Source organism: Paenibacillus sp. KACC 21273, assembly GCF_028736095.1.
GTDB lineage: Bacteria > Bacillota > Bacilli > Paenibacillales > Paenibacillaceae > Saccharibacillus > Saccharibacillus kyungheensis.
In genome coordinates this window covers 361,639-379,104 of record NZ_CP117876.1, presented here as the reverse complement: position 1 = coordinate 379,104, position 17,466 = coordinate 361,639, and the positions used below count along the sequence as shown (strand labels likewise).

Annotated in this window: 18 protein-coding genes; 7 read left to right on the top strand and 11 right to left on the bottom strand. The window is 40.0% G+C overall.

The features are described from left to right. Positions 1-134: 134 nt before the first annotated feature. Complete coding sequence (gene ascB / locus PQ460_RS01705; RefSeq protein WP_274171560.1) at positions 135-1,577, bottom strand: 6-phospho-beta-glucosidase; 1,443 nt, start codon at positions 1,575-1,577, stop codon at positions 135-137. A 215-nt stretch (positions 1,578-1,792) separates the two neighbouring features. Further along, complete coding sequence (locus tag PQ460_RS01700; protein WP_273613994.1) at positions 1,793-2,791, bottom strand: glycosyltransferase; 999 nt, start codon at positions 2,789-2,791, stop codon at positions 1,793-1,795. Between the two features lie 160 nt (positions 2,792-2,951). On the opposite strand from PQ460_RS01700, the gene PQ460_RS01695 reads away from it, so the two are divergent. After that, positions 2,952-3,161 carry a TM2 domain-containing protein gene (locus PQ460_RS01695; protein WP_273613995.1) on the top strand — a complete coding sequence of 70 codons (210 nt, stop codon included), beginning with the start codon at positions 2,952-2,954 and terminating at the stop codon, positions 3,159-3,161. Between the two features lie 120 nt (positions 3,162-3,281). Here PQ460_RS01695 and PQ460_RS01690 read toward each other — a convergent pair whose 3' ends face one another. After that, positions 3,282-4,325 carry an aminoglycoside phosphotransferase family protein gene (locus PQ460_RS01690; protein ID WP_274171559.1) on the bottom strand — a complete coding sequence of 348 codons (1,044 nt, stop codon included), beginning with the start codon at positions 4,323-4,325 and terminating at the stop codon, positions 3,282-3,284. Between the two features lie 335 nt (positions 4,326-4,660). Here PQ460_RS01690 and PQ460_RS01685 point away from each other — a divergent pair, with 335 nt between their 5' ends. After that, complete coding sequence (locus PQ460_RS01685; RefSeq protein WP_274171558.1) at positions 4,661-5,677, top strand: substrate-binding domain-containing protein; 1,017 nt, start codon at positions 4,661-4,663, stop codon at positions 5,675-5,677. Between the two features lie 114 nt (positions 5,678-5,791). Here PQ460_RS01685 and PQ460_RS01680 read toward each other — a convergent pair whose 3' ends face one another. Next, the gene (locus PQ460_RS01680; protein WP_204826052.1) at positions 5,792-6,280 is read right to left on the bottom strand and encodes a phenolic acid decarboxylase; all 489 of its coding nucleotides are present in this window, start codon (positions 6,278-6,280) and stop codon (positions 5,792-5,794) included. A 155-nt stretch (positions 6,281-6,435) separates the two neighbouring features. Here PQ460_RS01680 and PQ460_RS01675 point away from each other — a divergent pair, with 155 nt between their 5' ends. Further along, the gene (locus tag PQ460_RS01675; protein WP_273613998.1) at positions 6,436-6,996 is read left to right on the top strand and encodes a PadR family transcriptional regulator; all 561 of its coding nucleotides are present in this window, start codon (positions 6,436-6,438) and stop codon (positions 6,994-6,996) included. A 120-nt stretch (positions 6,997-7,116) separates the two neighbouring features. On the opposite strand, the gene PQ460_RS01670 is transcribed toward PQ460_RS01675, so the two are convergent. Together PQ460_RS01670 and PQ460_RS01665 are read right to left on the bottom strand one after the other, a co-directional pair. Then, positions 7,117-7,965 carry an aldo/keto reductase gene (locus tag PQ460_RS01670; protein ID WP_274171557.1) on the bottom strand — a complete coding sequence of 283 codons (849 nt, stop codon included), beginning with the start codon at positions 7,963-7,965 and terminating at the stop codon, positions 7,117-7,119. 136 nt (positions 7,966-8,101) lie between these two features. Beyond that, positions 8,102-8,617: a DUF2179 domain-containing protein gene (locus tag PQ460_RS01665; RefSeq protein ID WP_204826049.1), complete on the bottom strand. Its 516-nt coding sequence runs from the start codon at positions 8,615-8,617 to the stop codon at positions 8,102-8,104. Positions 8,618-8,892: 275 nt separating this feature from the next. On the opposite strand from PQ460_RS01665, the gene PQ460_RS01660 reads away from it, so the two are divergent. Beyond that, complete coding sequence (locus tag PQ460_RS01660; protein ID WP_274171556.1) at positions 8,893-9,246, top strand: sigma-70 RNA polymerase sigma factor region 4 domain-containing protein; 354 nt, start codon at positions 8,893-8,895, stop codon at positions 9,244-9,246. Beyond that, the gene (locus PQ460_RS01655; RefSeq protein ID WP_274171555.1) at positions 9,243-9,422 is read left to right on the top strand and encodes a hypothetical protein; all 180 of its coding nucleotides are present in this window, start codon (positions 9,243-9,245) and stop codon (positions 9,420-9,422) included. The genes PQ460_RS01660 and PQ460_RS01655 overlap by 4 nt, the downstream gene beginning before the upstream one ends. Before the next feature lie 150 nt (positions 9,423-9,572). Here the strand turns inward: PQ460_RS01655 and PQ460_RS01650 are convergent, their stop codons facing one another. The 5 genes from PQ460_RS01650 to PQ460_RS01630 form a co-directional block, all read right to left on the bottom strand. Then, the gene (locus tag PQ460_RS01650; protein ID WP_274171554.1) at positions 9,573-11,189 is read right to left on the bottom strand and encodes an FAD-dependent oxidoreductase; all 1,617 of its coding nucleotides are present in this window, start codon (positions 11,187-11,189) and stop codon (positions 9,573-9,575) included. After that, positions 11,186-12,733, bottom strand: coding sequence for a DUF4127 family protein (locus tag PQ460_RS01645; RefSeq protein WP_274171553.1), 1,548 nt, complete (start codon positions 12,731-12,733; stop codon positions 11,186-11,188). Before PQ460_RS01645 ends, PQ460_RS01650 begins: the two co-directional genes overlap by 4 nt. A 415-nt stretch (positions 12,734-13,148) precedes the next feature. Beyond that, positions 13,149-14,030 (bottom strand): carbohydrate ABC transporter permease, encoded by an 882-nt coding sequence (locus PQ460_RS01640; protein WP_274171552.1) that lies wholly within the window; start codon positions 14,028-14,030, stop codon positions 13,149-13,151. Beyond that, on the bottom strand, positions 14,030-14,917 hold the full coding sequence (locus PQ460_RS01635) for a carbohydrate ABC transporter permease (RefSeq protein ID WP_273614005.1): 888 nt from the start codon (positions 14,915-14,917) through the stop codon (positions 14,030-14,032). Before PQ460_RS01635 ends, PQ460_RS01640 begins: the two co-directional genes overlap by 1 nt. A 63-nt stretch (positions 14,918-14,980) precedes the next feature. Continuing rightward, a complete protein-coding gene (locus PQ460_RS01630; RefSeq protein WP_274171551.1) occupies positions 14,981-16,264 on the bottom strand; it encodes an ABC transporter substrate-binding protein in 1,284 nt (427 codons plus the stop codon). A gap of 213 nt (positions 16,265-16,477) precedes the next feature. On the opposite strand from PQ460_RS01630, the gene PQ460_RS01625 reads away from it, so the two are divergent. Together PQ460_RS01625 and PQ460_RS01620 are read left to right on the top strand one after the other, a co-directional pair. Beyond that, complete coding sequence (locus PQ460_RS01625; RefSeq protein ID WP_273614007.1) at positions 16,478-16,975, top strand: hypothetical protein; 498 nt, start codon at positions 16,478-16,480, stop codon at positions 16,973-16,975. A 221-nt stretch (positions 16,976-17,196) separates the two neighbouring features. Continuing rightward, positions 17,197-17,421 (top strand): hypothetical protein, encoded by a 225-nt coding sequence (locus PQ460_RS01620; protein ID WP_204826042.1) that lies wholly within the window; start codon positions 17,197-17,199, stop codon positions 17,419-17,421. The last annotated feature ends 45 nt before the right edge of the window (positions 17,422-17,466 follow it).

Here is a 17,466-nt window from a genome sequence, read left to right as displayed (position 1 = left end):
GATCTATAAAGTTACGTCTAGTGTATTCAGGTGATACATCCTTGTCAACGCTTTAGCATCTATAGATAACCAGATGGAAATCAGCTTTCCACTGCATTTCCATCCGGCATCATTTTACTGTATATCAGCGATAATCAAAGATTATTTTCTACATCTGCTCCGTTAGACTGAATCACTTTTTGATACCATGCAAAACTTTTTTTCTTTATCCGCTGAAGGGTACCGTTCCCTTCATTATCACGATCAACATAAATATAACCGTACCGTTTACGCATTTCACCAGAAGAAGCACTCACAATATCAATTGGCGCCCAGCACGTATACCCAATAATAGGAACGCCGTCTTCGATCGCTTCACTCATCGCTGTAATATGCTTTTGCAAATAATCGATTCGGTAATCGTCATCGATACTCTGATCGGCATTCATCTCATCATGCGCACCCAGACCATTTTCGACGACAAATAAAGGCTTTTGATAACGATCATGCAATTGATTAGCTGTAATACGCATACCTAACGGATCAATCGTCCAGCCCCATTCGGATTTGGCAAGATAAGGGTTGGCTACAGAACCGAACACATTACCGCTGGTCATTTTTTGATTCACTTCAGGATCTGTACTTGTTGTACGGCTAGAATAATAGCTAAATCCAATATAATCGACAGTATGTTGCTTCAAAATTTCTGCATCTTCTGCTTCCATCTGGATATCTAATCCACGATCCCGGAAAAAGCGCTTTGCATACCCCGGATATTCTCCACGTGATTGGACATCGATAAAGAAATACGACTCACGATCTTTTTCCATCCCTTGATACACATCTTCTGGATTACAAGTAAATGGATAAAAGCTACCTGCGGCAAGCATACAACCGATTTGAGCATCTGGAATAATCTCATGACATGCTTTGACTGCTAATGCACTCGCAACAAGCTGATGATGAGCTGCTTGATACTTAATCTGCTCGACATCGTCTCCTTCTTCAAAAACAAGACCTGCTCCTAGAAACGGAAGATGTAATAACATATTGATCTCATTGAACGTCATCCAGTATTTCACTTTGTGCTGATAACGTGTAAACACAGTCTTCGCATATTTTTCAAATAACGTGATCAATTGGCGGTGACGCCAGCTTCCGTATTTCTCAATCAGATGCACAGGCACATCAAAGTGAGCCAGTGTTACCACCGGTTGAATACCATACCGTAACAATTCATCGAATAATCGATCATAAAATAATAACCCTGCTTCATTCGGTGCTTCTTCTTCGCCTGTAGGAAAAATACGCGCCCATGCAATAGAGACACGCAATACTTTAAAGCCCATTTCAGCAAGCAAAGCAATATCTTCAGGATAACGATGATAAAAATCGATTGCTTCATGAGAAGGGTAAAATTCTCCTTCAAGCGGGGTTAACGAAGGCACATTGCCTTTCATAATGGATCTTCGCTTTTCTCCTGTAGGTAATAGATCAACAATACTTAACCCTTTTCCATCTTCTAGATAAGCACCTTCTGCTTGATTCGCAGCGATCGCTCCACCCCATAAAAAGCCTTGTGGAAATGTTGTTGTCATTGTAATTCTCCTCCTGTATGTGAGATTAAAAGCAGATGTCTCCCTCGAACCCGAAAATAAAAAAACCTGAACTCACCTGTTCACACTAGTTGTGCAATCAGGTTGGTTCAGGTTATGCCCGAATGGTAACATCCCATGAGAAGTCTATTCTGTTCAACAAAACTGTATCAAGGATATGAAGCGATGTCAATCAACATCAAGGCTGATCTATGCTGTTATTTTAGCCATTCAGAAAAGAACTGACGATACCCTTCTCTCATAATCGAACTGGAAAACGTATCGAACGCATAATCTCGATTATCCTGTGAAAAGGAGCGTGGAGAAGCCGCCGCCATATTCACCAGTTCAAACCAGTTACGTTCATTACCAGCAAAAGCATGGGTTGAGCTGATATGGTCATAACAAGGATGCTCTGGCTTGACTACAATTTTGCCCATCGCCAGCGCTTCGGTCAGTGGCATCGCAAAGGTATCAAATTTGGAGCAGCTCCAATACACTTTACTGGAATTCATTAACTGGAAAATCTCATCTTGCGATAAGGCAAATCGTAAATGAATATTGGAAGGAATATCATATTTCTGCATACTTTCACGGTAACGTTCACCACCAAACACCATAAATACTTCTTTGTCTGGATTCTGACGAGCATACTTGAGCACCAGATCAGGACGACGATTTTCTTCATCCCGTCCAATCCATAAGATACGGTTTTCCACCACTTGAGAAGGATCAAAATGCTTATTCGCTAACGTCTCGCTAAACCCGATAGGAATCACATCTACATCGGTAATATTAAATTGCGATGCTAATTGCCGTTTGAGAAAAGGAGTCTGTACCACCGCTTTGTCGACCATATTGTAAAATGGCTTCATCATCTCATATCCTGTCAGTGCCGGATCAGGGAAACTATGCGGAAACAGCACACTTTTAGGCAAAAACATTTTCAAATACGTAAATCCAGAAACCGTATAAATAACATGTTCAATCTGTTCCTTATGAATCTGATCTAAAACGATATCATAGTTAACAAGATCGCTTTTTTCATGCTCATATCCAGGAAGCCAATCATATCCACTCACATGACGTTCTGGTGAAATAAATACGATATCTACACCTAATTCTCGTCCCAACGCTTGTAATCGCTCTGCAAATACACGTGGACCTTGATTTTCAGTAAATTGAATTTTGCGCATAAGAAGTCCAACTTTTTGCATAACGTTCCTCCAGATAATATCTCTATTATTTTGCATCATTTGCGTCTATTGTCTTGTAGCGTGTATATTCTAAATATACCGTTAAATGAAAAAAAGAGGAACCTTCACCGCTGAAGATGCGTATGTAATATCATAAGTAACACACTTTGGAGGGAACATTATGTATAGTCGTAAAAGTAATCTAGTCAGCTTATTGTTGTGTATTTTCTTCGGATATTTAGGGATACACCGTTTTTATGTAGGTAAAGTAGGCACAGGATTGTTGATGTTATTTACAGCCGGTCTAGGCGGTGTCTGGGTTATTGTTGATATTATCATTATTATTTTAGGTAAATTCCGCGATAAAGAAGGATACCAATTGAAATTCTAAGCTCATTTTGGAAATGATCATATACAAGATTCACAGTATACAATATTTAAACTATCCAAAAAACCTCGAAGGCTACTCAGCCAACGAGGTTTTTTTGTATTCACTATCTATAAGTCTATATCATTTATAAGATTGCCATAACTGGATACACTGCTCTAGATGCTCCCATACTTCGGCTTGTTGCACATATAACTGAGCATGCGTCCAGATCGGTTGTTCCATTTGCAAATCTCGCTCTATTAATAACAACATCCAACTAGAAAAGATTATAGCAAATACGCTATATTGCTTTATCATATAGGACTTTGATTGTAACGGATTCACCTGTTGCTCCCAATATCGTGATAATAATCGTATTCGTAAATCTGTGTTCATCGCCCGCGGAAATAGGGGATGAGACAGATCGATCATATGATATAAATCCCATAAAGGTATATTAAGATGACAATGCTCCCAGTCTAATATCATCAAGCGTCCTGTAGGCGTAACACCATAATTGCCTGCATGCAGATCCCCATGACATAACACAGTAGGTTGGTTCCATTCACTTTGCTGAATCGCTTGCTTGAGCTGTGGCATCAAAGGTAACCAGTCGGTATGCGTCTTACCTTGTTGTATACGATCTTGCATCAATTGATGAATATCATCCCATTGTGATAATAATTGTTGTTGTAACACTGTGATCGATGGCTTTTGCCCTTCTGTCGGCATATTATAAATCGACGAAGTAGAGATTTGATGATAGTTTGCCATCTGATCGATAACATTGATCAAAGTCTGTTCATCATGGACATGCTGAATCTCTCCCACATCTTCCATAACGATCCATGAAGATGTATACCTTTTATCATCTTGATCTGCATCAGCATCACCTGATAGATCATCGTTCCAGTCATGCGTAGCATACGCGATTAATTGCGGATATTGATCAGGCAATAGTGGCATAATATGCTTGTATACCCATAGTTCTCGGTACTGCTCTTGATGAACAGGTAATCTTTTTAAAATATACGATTGCTGATTTGCTTTTAAGCGAAATCGTTCGATATTAGTTCCATGTAGACTGGTATAGATCACTTCTTGTTCACTTACATAATGATCATCTAATAACACATTCGCTGTAATCGCTTGTTTTACTACTTGTTGTAGATCTGATTGTTCCATCTATATTTCACCTGCCGTTGGTCAAAATGCTTGATATGTTGCTATTCATTATACGGTAAAGGGTTTGGAGTTGAAGATCAAGGTGACACCTATATGTTGCTGAAACAGCTAATGTCAAAAATGTTGCTGTGAATGATTACTCTGATTACAGAGATGTTTGTATGTCTTTGTATATGATTAATCATCAATTGACAGCCTTTTGCAAAAAAATTAGTATTAGTCTGTTACAGCTTTGGATATAGTGCTGAATAATATGATATTCGTATTCATAGTAATAAGTGACCGATAAACGTCCATATATAGATGCAATAGATCCAGTACAAAGGGGTGGGCTTGTGAATCATAAAGTAACGATGAAAGATATCGCAGATCGGTTGAATATTAGTAGTGTAACCGTCTCCAAAGCGCTTGGAGATAAAGATGGTGTAAGTGATAGTCTAAAAGCAAAGATCAAACAAGTCGCCGAAGAAATGGGCTATCGTTATAATACAGCCGCCAAATCAATGAAAGACGGTCTATCCTACAATATTGGAGTGATGATACCGGAGCGATTTACTGGCACCAATCATTCTTTTTATTTTCGCATGTATAAATATATTGCCAAAATTCTAGAGCAAGGTGGTTATTACGGTATTATGACTACATTAGGGGAAGAAGAAGAATCAACACTTACTTTACCTCGATTGTATTATGAGCAAAAAATAGATGGTTTGATTATTTTGGGGCAGATCGGCAAGCCTTATATCGAAGCAATGCAGGAAATGCAGTTACCCAAAATTTTTCTCGACTTCTATGATGAGCATGTCGATATGGATGCTGTTGTTACCGATAATTTCTATGGAGCGTATGAGTTGACAAATCTGTTGATCCGCGGAGGTCATCGGGATATTGCTTATGTAGGTACACTTTATTCAACCAGCAGTATTCAAGATCGTTTTCTAGGATATTACAAATCATTGTTGGAGCATCATATTCCTTTACAATCTCAATGGATATTGGATGATCGGGATGAAGATGGAACTTATATTGATATTCAATTACCTGATCCTATGCCCAGCGCATTTGTATGTAATTGTGATCAAGTAGCTCATAATCTGATTAACAAATTGCAAGATCTAGGCTATACCGTTCCTCACGATTATTCTGTTACCGGATTTGATAATGATATTTATGCCACACTTACCAGACCACCGCTTACTACGGTTGAAGTCGATGTAGAACGAATGGCCAAGCTTGCTGTGCAATCTATTTTGAAAAAAGTAAGCAATCCTTATTATACTTTTGGTCGTGCACTTGTGCCTGGGCGTGTGGTTGAGCGTGAATCGGTGATTCCGCTGCATTCAGCCACTTAATGATTTGCAGAAACCTAATAGAACAAAAATAAAAGGAACGTCATGATGACGTTCCTTTTTGCTGTATCGATGATCCATAGACCTTATGATGGTCATCCTGTATATTATTAAATCTTATTTGAATTTACCTGCGCGAATATCATCTGTCATGCCTGGATATGGAGCTTTGGCAACGACTTGTTCATTGTCTACACCAGCATTTTCGATAAACGTGATATCTGCAAATTCAGGTACGACATATTTAGGATATGTTTCGTATTTTTCGCGAGATTCTTCCATCAAAGCGATATGGTCATTCTGGTAACACACCGTAATTTCAGGATGTTCATGTACCCATTTCGGGAAGAAAATAATACCATGCATGCGTTTTTCAAGCGGCATAAAGTTAAGCGCTACATCTGTACCTGTTGGTTCTGTCCATGCTACTTTGTATACACCTTCTGTTAATTTCACCAAATCTACTTCTTGATCGCGCACCCAACGTCCAGCTACCATACCACTATGAATACGGTAATCAATCGTATGATCATTTTTGATATAAATCTCATATTCCCAGCCATTCTCATACGTATAAATCATGTGACTTCCTACAAAGTTTTCCATTGTACAGCACCTGCTTTCTGAAATGTAAATGCGATAATGATTTGTTTCTGATGTATTACTACTCCAATAAAACATGTAAATATCAACATGTTTATTTTAACACTATGGTATGCTATGGTCAAATATACGAATTGATATACAAAGGGGATTATAGAATGAGAGTATTAAAATTTGCGATTCTCGGTCTACTGTACCGTCAAGAGTACAGTGGTTACGATATAACCAGTCAATTTAAGAAAGAAATCGGACAGTTTTGGAGCGCCAAGCACAGTCAGATCTATCCAGAGTTGCGTAAGCTGGTAGATGAAGGACTTCTTCATTTTCGCACACAGATTCAAGGAGAAAAGTTAGAAAAGAAAATGTACACTATCACTGAAGCTGGACGAAAAGAATTATTAGCGTGGGCGATATCTCCAGAACCTTTACCCGAAACAGAGAAAGATGCGTTTATGCTCAAAATGTATTTTATCCATACATTATCCAAAGAAGAAGCAAAGACTCTTTTTCAAGATCAGCTTCAACAGCGACAAGACAAATTGGTATATTTACAACAGCAATATGATGACCTGATCCCTGTATTCGGTACAGAAAATACAGCTGATGCTATGTACTTCGATCATCCTCATCTGGGACATTATCTTGTGCTAACCAAAGCGATAGCGCGTGAACAAAGTTATGTAGTCTGGTTGGAGCAACAAATGAAGTTGTTTTTGTAAGCGATAGATCGAATATGTATAGACTGCTTGAACCAAAAAAAGACATCCATTACGGATGCCTTTTTTGTATAGTCTACGTTGGTTGTATAATCATAATCAGTGCTTCAAGATATGCTTGGTTTAAAATTCTTCGTACTCGGCGGGATCTTGATCCCATAAGCGTTTGTTGTCTTTACTGAATGCAGAAATCGTACTCATTTGCTCTTCAGTTAACTCAAAATCGAAAATGTTCAAGTTCTCTTGTTGATGCTCTAGTGATCCTGCTTTCGGAATCGGTACAGCACCTAACTGAGTATGCCAGCGTAAAATAACCTGTGTCGGTGTTTTGCCATGAGCGTCTGCAATTTCTTGCACACCTGCATCTTCAAGTACACCCTCTCCGCGCCCACGACCGAGTGGACTCCATGATTCAGTAATAATCTGATGCTTATCATTTGCTGCACGCTGTTCTGTTTGTTCAAAATACGGATGCAATTCTACTTGATTCAGAACAGGCGCTACTCCCGTTTCAGCAATAATCCGTTCCAGATGTTCTGGCAAGAAATTACTAACCCCGATCGAACGTACATAACCGCGTTTTTGCGCTTCAATCATCGCTTGCCATGCTTCTACATATTTATCTACTTTTGGATTAGGCCAGTGAATAATATAGAGATCAAAATAATCCAATCCTGTGCGAAGGAGCGATTCTTCGATCGTTACTAACGCTTTATCATACGCATGATGTCGTCCGGGTAATTTGGAGCAGACACGTAGTTGATCGCGTGGTACCGAGCTTTCGCGTACTGCTTTACCAACTGCACCTTCATTTTCATAATTAAAAGCAGAGTCAATCAGACGATAACCTGCTTCAATCCCTTGTTTGATCGATTCAGCACCTTTGTAACCATTCAGCGAATAAGTACCCAGCCCGATTGCTGGAATATCCAGTCCGTCATTCAGCTTTTTTGTTGGAACGTTCGTTTGCATATCAAAAGCCCTCCTCTTATTTTGCTTCAATCATTATTTAAACCATTGAACCATTGGTAAACATGGCTAGCTTTGAAGAAGCTCTATATTGAGGAGTACTTTTTCAAATAGACTACTGATTCTAGGACTGTATTATTTAACGCTTAATCGCTTTAGTCCAGAAGCCACCATGGAATTCGCGCGGCTCAACCATAATTACAAACGCTTTGGGATCGACAGACAGGATAGTTTTATACAAGCTGTCCTGATTTTTGCGTTTGGCTAGAATCTCCATCACGATCCGGTCACCATCACGTCCTTGTCCAAGCCAGGATGTTACGCCATAACCTTTGTCTCGCAATACTTCTGCTAGTCGTTGATTCGGCACATCGCTAATTACTTTGACCGTAATATACCCGAGCGCAATCTTTTCCTCGATCCATGAACCGAGTAAAATCCCGAGCCCATATCCGATCGCATATACGGTGAGACTTAGCGGTTGATCCAGATATTTGAGCACCAGATTTAGTCCCATAACATAAATAACGACTTCGACAATACTGATCGCAGATGCTACATATTTTTGTCCTTTGAGTGTGAGTATCGTTCGTAACGTATATGCCGTTACATATACAATCTGAATCAGAAAAATAAACATTAGAATTTTAAGCATAACGTGCAAAAACACCTTTCTTCTTCAAAATAATCGTGTATGTCAATATCGATCTATAGATATTCAACTTCTACACTATCTCTTTCTACACATGGGATCAAGTATCAATTAAGGTTTTTCCAGAACGTCCATCTTTTTCCTCGCTCTAAATCAGCTTATAAATCGCTATAAATTACCCGTATCTCCAACCTCATCAGTTCTTTTTTATTATAAAATAAGAACATAAGTTCCCTTAAGTAACAAAATAAGGAAATCTATACAAAGGAGCTATTAGGATGGAACAGACCCTCTCGTTATCCGAGCAGTATCGTAGACAACTCAAGCAGATTGCATGGCGTATCCAGTATCGGAACAAAGTACGGATTCGTTCTGAACAGCAGTCACTCCATACACTGACCGAAAGCAATAAGTATACACCTTACCATATGGAAGAGTCGTATTCACATATTCTTCTTCAGGAACTTATTGATACCTTGCCTTCTGTGCAAGGAAAACATATTATTCGAGGATTGTATCTACACCAACAGACTGAAGCTCAATTAGCAGAACAACTACAAATTAGCCAACAGGCGGTGAACCGATGGAAACAGAAAAGCTTGCAATATCTATCTCAGAAGATCAGTTCGTGAATTTATTAGACTTGGTTCAGCATCATCAGGATCAAGCGGCTATGTTAGAGTTACTTGATTATTATGAAGAAGATATGAAGCATTTGAGTAAATACTTACGAATGCCTTATGAAGATGCTATGCAGACGTTACGTATTGAATTGTTAGAACTGGTCACAGCAGGATTAGCAGAATGATCTTCGTATTCAATTATGACAATCATAACGATATCTATTGTTCTACATGTTATCGTTCTATGCCGTATCCAAAAATAGCCTTCTGTCCATCGATCATACGGACAAAAGGCTATTTCATATATTAAAGATTAACAAAATAAAAAGACTATATTACTGAGGATTCAACACTTCTTGTTCTACATCTTCTGGCCAGTGAATTACTACGCCTGCTTCAAGTAACATCTCTTGATAGCGACTCACATGTTCTGTTGATTCGTAGACTTCACGTGGTGTAATACCTTGCTGAATCGCATAAGCAACTAGATATCCTGCGGACTCTCCAATATTCCATTCCACTGGATGCAGACGATAGCAACCGCCAGCAATCTGAGTCATGCCAATATTTTTACAAGCTGGCAACAGATTTTTAACCCGTACCGGAATCAATGATCCTAATGGAATTTCAAATGGATAGTTAGGAATATAAAATGTACGGTGTGATTTTACAGTTGGATGTAGATCCAGTGAATAACTACCTACACCGATACTATCTTCATATCGCTTGATTCCTTCTGCTCCCCGTAACTCTTTGCTTACATCATGCTCGGTAATCGTATATAACGCTTTGATCCGGCGAGATTCACGAATATAAGGCGCTTTGGCAAGTCCATCAGCAGTCTCTAGAATATCACCACGCAAACGAATACCCGGGAAGCCTTTGCCTCCATCCAGACGTGGTGCTTCGGTCTGCAACCAGTATACTAATGAAAATGTAAGCTGGCGTGCACTTTCGAGGTTTTGGGTACGTTCATAGATCGGTACACCTGTTACCGCCCCTGCATAATAATCATTTTGCGCCCAGTTCAATAGACTGACTTCTTGAATCTGTGAACGAAGTGGCTCTTCCCAGATGGCTGGATCAATAATACGGCGATAATCCCACAAAGAAGTGACCCCTTGATCATTTGGAAAAAGCGTAAATTCTTTTAACTTGGTCGTATCATTCGCATCAGAAGCATACCAGCTCAGAATCGGAAAGCGGGAAAACGAAGGCATATATTCACGCCAGTACTCATACTCGGCGGGCTTGTCGATTGTAAAATCTTCACCTTCTACATAATCTACTGCTGCTACATGAGTGATCGACTGCATATCCAGTGGATCTGCATGTTCTAGAGCATGCGGTTCATGGGTATCTGCTTTGGATTCAGCTCCACTTACAAATTCTGTTCCCGATTGTGCCAATAGGTCGCCTTCTTCGGTAGCATCTAGATAGTATTGACCGATCAATTGCGTGTACTCACTTACTGTACCGATAGCTTGCGTATGACTTACAGTAACCGATACGATACGGTCATATTCTGTATCTACTTCAACCGGCACAGTATGATATAACACTTGAATACGCTGCGTATGCAGATACGGAGACATCATTTCGTGCAGTACAGCAAGTGCTATCTTAGGCTCATGAGCTAATCGACTCACCCAGCCGTTACCCGGATTCAAGATCGGATTGTTCATCGCTTCATCAGTTAACGGGTAGTTACGACGATAATAATCGCGGACACGTTCACGAAATTCACGAAATGTCGCTGTTGCTCCAGTACGTTCGATCCAGCGATGTTCGTCCGGCGGAACCGCTTGTGATGTAAGCTGTCCACCTAACCAGTCAGTCGGTTCCGTTAAGGTGACTGTTAATCCTTGCTTGGCTGCGGCAAGAGCTGCCATACAGCCTCCTAGACCGCCACCGATTACAACAACATCTGTTTGTCTGATTTGTTCTGTCATGATTGTTCTCCTTTGTGATCTTGTACCGATTGATGCGTACGAATCGATAACCCTACTTCAAACATACGATTCCATGGCATATAGCAATCTTGAATATCAATACGAACGCCATTTTCTTGCAAATGTTCCCCAATAAATTGCTCCAAATGACTACGCACCATTTCGGCAACATATCCTCGTTCACCATCTAATTGAAATTTATCCAGACCTAATTCTTGGATCGGCCCATTGCTCAAATACTTACGTACCACCGAATCGTAGCCCAGATCTTCCACATACCGTAATGCTAGAAAATCCATATGTTCTTGAGTCGCACCATACATACGGTAGATCATCGATTGTGCTATCACCGTACCTAACGTATTAGAACTGGTATTCCATCCTGCATATCCTGCCAGTTGATACAGAATTCCACGCTGACGAAGCAAATCCAGTAATTCAAGATCACCACCATTGGCATAAGCGATATCGCCAATCGCTACAACAGCATCCGGATTACGATCCAATATGTAACCTGCATACTCGACCAGTTCTACAGTGGTTCGTTCTGTATCATAGTTAGCCGAAGGTGATCCTTGATAGACCGCTTCACCCATTTTCTCTCCTGCGGTATTCAGCAGTAACAAGATATCTGCGCTTTGTTCGTCTGAAGCGACCATGCCTCCTGCGGCAATAATCTGGTACTTCAATGTTTCATATAATCGGCGATCTTCATAAGCTGGAATAATCAAAGCTCCGTTCACCGAGCTAAATCGCACATAAACTTGCGGAATATGGTTACTTAACTGATTGATCATACGAGCAACCAGTGTACAACCCACTTCATCTGCACCCGGGTACATATAGACGCGTAATCCGAGACGTAATGCTCGAATACGTGTCCGCACTTCTTGTTGATCTCTAGCTGTATAGCCATAAGGAGCTGAATCGTCTTGCGGGAAAATCAGAAAATCGATCACACCTTGCTCTACATAATCCAGTGCCAATCGATTGATCTCTCGATTTACTGCACGCCGACCTAGATAATCATCCAGTACTTCTTGTGGCAAACGGCTATTGATATCATCCAGTTCTTGTTGTTCTTCTGTTGTTAATGTGTGCTCTTCACCATAATGTTCTAGATATCCTTTGCGGAAAATTTCTCGTCCCCAATCGGCATAATAATCCGGTTCTTCATCAGAAGAAGAGTATTGCGGACATCGCATAATCAATTGAAAAGCAAACAATTTGAGCGATGGATTCTGCTCTTTCAGTTGCTTTAATTGATCAAGCCGACGCGTCAACTCATCCATATCTAGTTCGTGCAGACGGGAAGGAACAATTCCACCATATAACAATGTATCTAATGCAATCACTGCTCCGTCAGCCGATTGACATTCCAGCTTGGTCCATGTCCACAAGCGCTGTGTATCTGCGGCAATCTTTTTGCGACCCATCCATTCATGAGGCGGACGGACAGCCTGATAAGAGGTTCCTCGTGTCAGTTCATACGGAAAATGATAATTACAAGGTCTTTCGTCTAAAGGTACAATCACCAATTTCATTGGGAATATGACTCCTTTGAGGTTACACCGCTTTGGGAACGATATCTTGCTTGTCGTCGCTGGTAAGATTGGATATCTTGATTTGACTGCTGGGCAGTCGATATCCAACCTTAAAGGCGAGCGCTTCGCTCTTTCAGCATGATATCGTTCCCTTCGCTCAGAGTAAGCTCGGCAATTTTCTATTTGGTGGGGCAGTAAAGATCAACTGCTCGCTGTAAAGTTAATGTTGTTTTGTTGTAAGGAATAGTTATTGTAAAGTGTGAAAAAGATATTGAGATAGAAAAGTTATTTATGGAAAAAGCTTATTTGTGAATATGGTATTTAAGCGAATTGCAATTGGAAATTTTAAATTGTTTTCTTTAAGCATGTACAAAATATGAAATAGTTATAAGTTTATCTATGCATATGACTACTGTTATCCTTTCACGGCTCCTGCTAAGCCTTCCATGTAGTAGCGTTGGGTGAACAGGAATACGACGATGATTGGGATTACGGAAATGATGGTTCCGGCGGCGATCCAGCCGAAATTGTAGGAAAATTGTCCGTTAAGATACGTTAATGCTGATGCTAATGGGTATTTTTCGGGATCATCTAGCACAACAATTGGCCACAGGAAATTGTTCCAGAATGCCATCACTTCGAGTAGCATAATCACAGCAATACCCGGTTTGACGAGTGGTAATACCAGTTGCCACCAGATGCGCAATTCAGATGCACCGTCCATTTTACCGGAATCTCGAATTTCAGTCGGAATCGTTAAGAACGTCTGGCGCATTAAGAAAATATTAAATACCGATACTGCCGCAGGTAGTACTACGCCTAGATACGTATTACCTAGATTCATCCATTGGATCGTTAAGTAATGTACGATCATTGCAGTAGATGATGGAATAATCATCGTAGCAATCAGCAGGGTAAACACCATATCTCTACCTTTAAACCGAAATACAGCTAACGGATAAGCCGTCATACAGGACAGCACAATATTAAATACAACACCCATCACTGTAATAATGACCGTATTCATAATGTATTTAGGAAAGTTCATAAAGTTCCACACTTGCGCATAATTGCCGAAATTAATAAACGTCGGGAAAATCGCAGGTGGATTAGAAAATACATTACGACCTGGCATCAGCGATACACTGAGCAACCAGAGAAAAGGGCCGGTCATAAACAGCGCCAAAGCAATCAGCAAAATATACGTAATCGTATACCGAAATGCTTTTTTCCATTTACGTGCTTGCGGACTGGGCGTTTTGTAATTAGGTTTGGTATTTATCGTTGGATTATTCATCAGTACGTTTGCACACCGCCTTTCTTGTTCAGACGGAACACCAGTATACTCAAGATACCGACGATCACACTTACAATCAGACCAAGTGCTGACGCATAACCAAAGTTAAATTGCACCAATCCTTTTTGATAAATATACAGACTGGACGTCAAAGTAGCCGTTCCCGGGCCACCTTTACCATTGGTTAGTACAAACACTTCGTCAAATACACGAATAGCCCCCATTAACGAGATTAATGTACAAAATAAAATATGTGGACGCAGTAAAGGGATCGTAATCCGGTAAATGGTCTGCCAGCGACTTGCTCCATCGATCATGGATGCTTCATACAGATCGGTTGGAATCGATTGAAGTCCAGCCAGATACAGCATCATATAATAGCCAAGCCCTTTCCACATCGTAATAAACATAATGACATACAATGCTGTGTTACTACTGGACAACCAGCCAACTTGCTCTTGAATAACACCCAATTGAATCAACGCATAGTTAATTACACCATTACTGCTAAATAACCAGCTCCACATCAGCGCGACCGCCACCATTGAGGTGACGACCGGGATATAATACGCTGCGCGAAAAGCTTTAATTAATGGGATTCTGCTATTGACCAGAATAGCCATTAAGATCGAAATAATCTGAATAATCGGTACAATCAACACATATACCATTGAATTCCATAATGACGCCAAAAAACTTTTATCTTGAAAAGCTGTTACATAATTGTCTAGACCTACATAATGCGTTTCTCCAATGACCGAATAATCGGTTAAAGATAACGGAAGTCCGTATACAATTGGCCATAACACGAATACAGCGACAATTAGCAGTCCAGGAGCCATAAATGCCCATGCGGCAAATGTTTCTGTTCTCATCCATTTCTTCATGTTCGTCCACCGCCTTTAAAGGGTCCGTCTTTGGTTAGGTTGCTGATCTGCTTGCAGAGCCCTTTAGTTTTGCGACAGAATTTGGTTTACTTCTTGTTCAGCTTCTGTCAATCCTTGTTTAGGGTCTTTCCCATTCATAAAGATTTCTTGCAATTGACGTGCAATCGCCGAGTTCACATCACCAGCATTCGGTACACCGACCATGTAATCGACTGCTTTATCCAAGCTTTCAGCAGAGACCACTTTGGCTTCGGATTCTAATGTTCCATCATTTTCAGTAAAGAAGGAATCTTTGATCGATTCTTTGGTACTTGGCAATGTATTTGCTGCTTTGGCAAATGCGGTCTGGTTAGTTGCATTGGTCAAAAATTTCGCAAATTCAGCTGCTTGTTCTGCATTCGCTGATTTTAAAGGAACAACCACATTCATCGTATTCGACAAACGCACATCAGCTTTCCCTGTAGGAAGCGGAACAGCAATCGTATTTTTATATACATCTGGTGCTGATGTTTTGATAAAATTAATAAAAGTAGGGCCTGCAATTTCAAAAGCGGTCTGTTCACTGGAATAGTATTGAATCTGCTTATCAAAGTTAGCATCTTCTTTGACCAGTACGCCTTCTTGGATCAATCCTTGCATTTTCTGAATTAAAGCTAGGGTAGCAGGCGTATTAAATGCTGCTGCTGTTTTGTCGTCGTTTAAGATTGAAATGCCTTCAACCGGGAACATTCTAGCTGCAAATGTAGTTGCATATCCAGTGGCTCCTGTTTTGGCTTTGATCTGACGGGACCATTCATTGAGCTCATCACGCGTTTTTGGCGGATTTTTGGGATCAAGCCCTGCTTGCTTCACCAGACGAGTGTTCATAAATAACACTTCTGTTCCGGTATACCACGGCAATGCATAGGCTTTGTTATCAAATACCGTCGAATTAAAAATACCATCAAAATATGATTTTTTCTCATCATCGCTCATCCATTGTCCTAGATCAGCAAGTGCACCTTTAGAAGCCATTTGATTAGCAAATTCTGTATTTAAATTTACAACATCAGGTACGTTACCACTCGCGATTCCGGTTAATAACTTATTAGAAATGGCATCATATGGATAATCGCTCCATTCTACAGTTACCCCAGGGTGACTTTTTTGGTATTCTGATATTAAGCCATTAAAATAGTCATTGAACGTAGGTTGAAGAGCAATCGTCCAGAACTTCAATGTAACTTTGCCATCTTGTGCCTCATTATCTTTGGCGTCTGAACCACATGCACTGAGTAGAGATACACATAATGCAGCGAGTAGACATACTGACATCCAACTTCTAAATTTCTTTTTCACAATCTTCATTCCTCTCGTGTGGCAGTTATACTTTCTACGACCATCATGTAATATGTAAGATATCGCGGTGTTGATGCCAGAAACAGGCACCGTTCTACCTATGACACGAATTATAGCAAAACTAAATGTAACAAAAAAGGGATAGATAGGAATTAAAAGGTAATCCTTTTGTAATTAATTGTTTTTTTCTTACTAAATATGTGTAAAAGAAGGTGAATGTCTATGCAACCAGGATCGATTATATTGACCGGTATTATTGTAGTAGCCGTGGTTGCTGTTGCTGTTGTTCTCTGGATTGTTTTCCCTCTCAAAAAGGTAACGATACATCCGGCAGATCCTATATTGCCAGCTCAAGAACCACAACCAGATCACACAACACAAGAGCATCCAGCGCATCATCCCAATATTGTAGATTTATCTGCTTTTCGTGAACGCAAACATCTGACATCAGAACAAAAACATTCTGCTAAATCTGCTGATATCCAACCTAAAGATACAACTGTACCACCGGTATCTATTCCTCCCAAATTAGCAACTGTTCGCAATCTACATCAACCCAAACAAGTCCAATCTTTTTCCAGTGGACGACTTCAAAAATGCTCGTATTGCAAAAAAGATGTCAAACACCTCACTTTTTATGCCAATGATAATGGTGGATTAGTAGGCGTATGCAAAGACTGTGAACATATTGCCAAACGCCAAGATTTGCTCCCTTTATAAACGTAAGATGTAAAGCTGAAATTCTGTGAATGTATAACCGCTGATTGCTGTGAAAATAGCTTTGCTATTTCTTGCAATTGTATTTATTTTCCAATTACGAAGAAATAGTCTTGCGACTCTTTTATGAATACGCTATTATTTAGAAATAGTTGTCATGTTCGGATAGATGTGGGTATTGTCATAACATTGATTTTAATACCGTTACTAATGTGGAGGTCATGATGAGTAAGTATCAATTTATATGGAGCGAAGGTGTATTAGGCTACGGTGGGACAACATCTCTCGGCATGATCGCCATGCATTATATAGATCATCGTTTTGTACTGACTTTTCATAGTATCCTCGAAGAAATCACAGATACGGTTCCTTTATTTTTGTTATGCGGCTATTTGTTTGGAGAAATGATGTGGCGTTGGAAAGCGCGTAAAACCGAGCAGAAAGAATAGTTCGGCGGTTGATATTGATTGGATAAAATAAAAAGCCTGTACGCT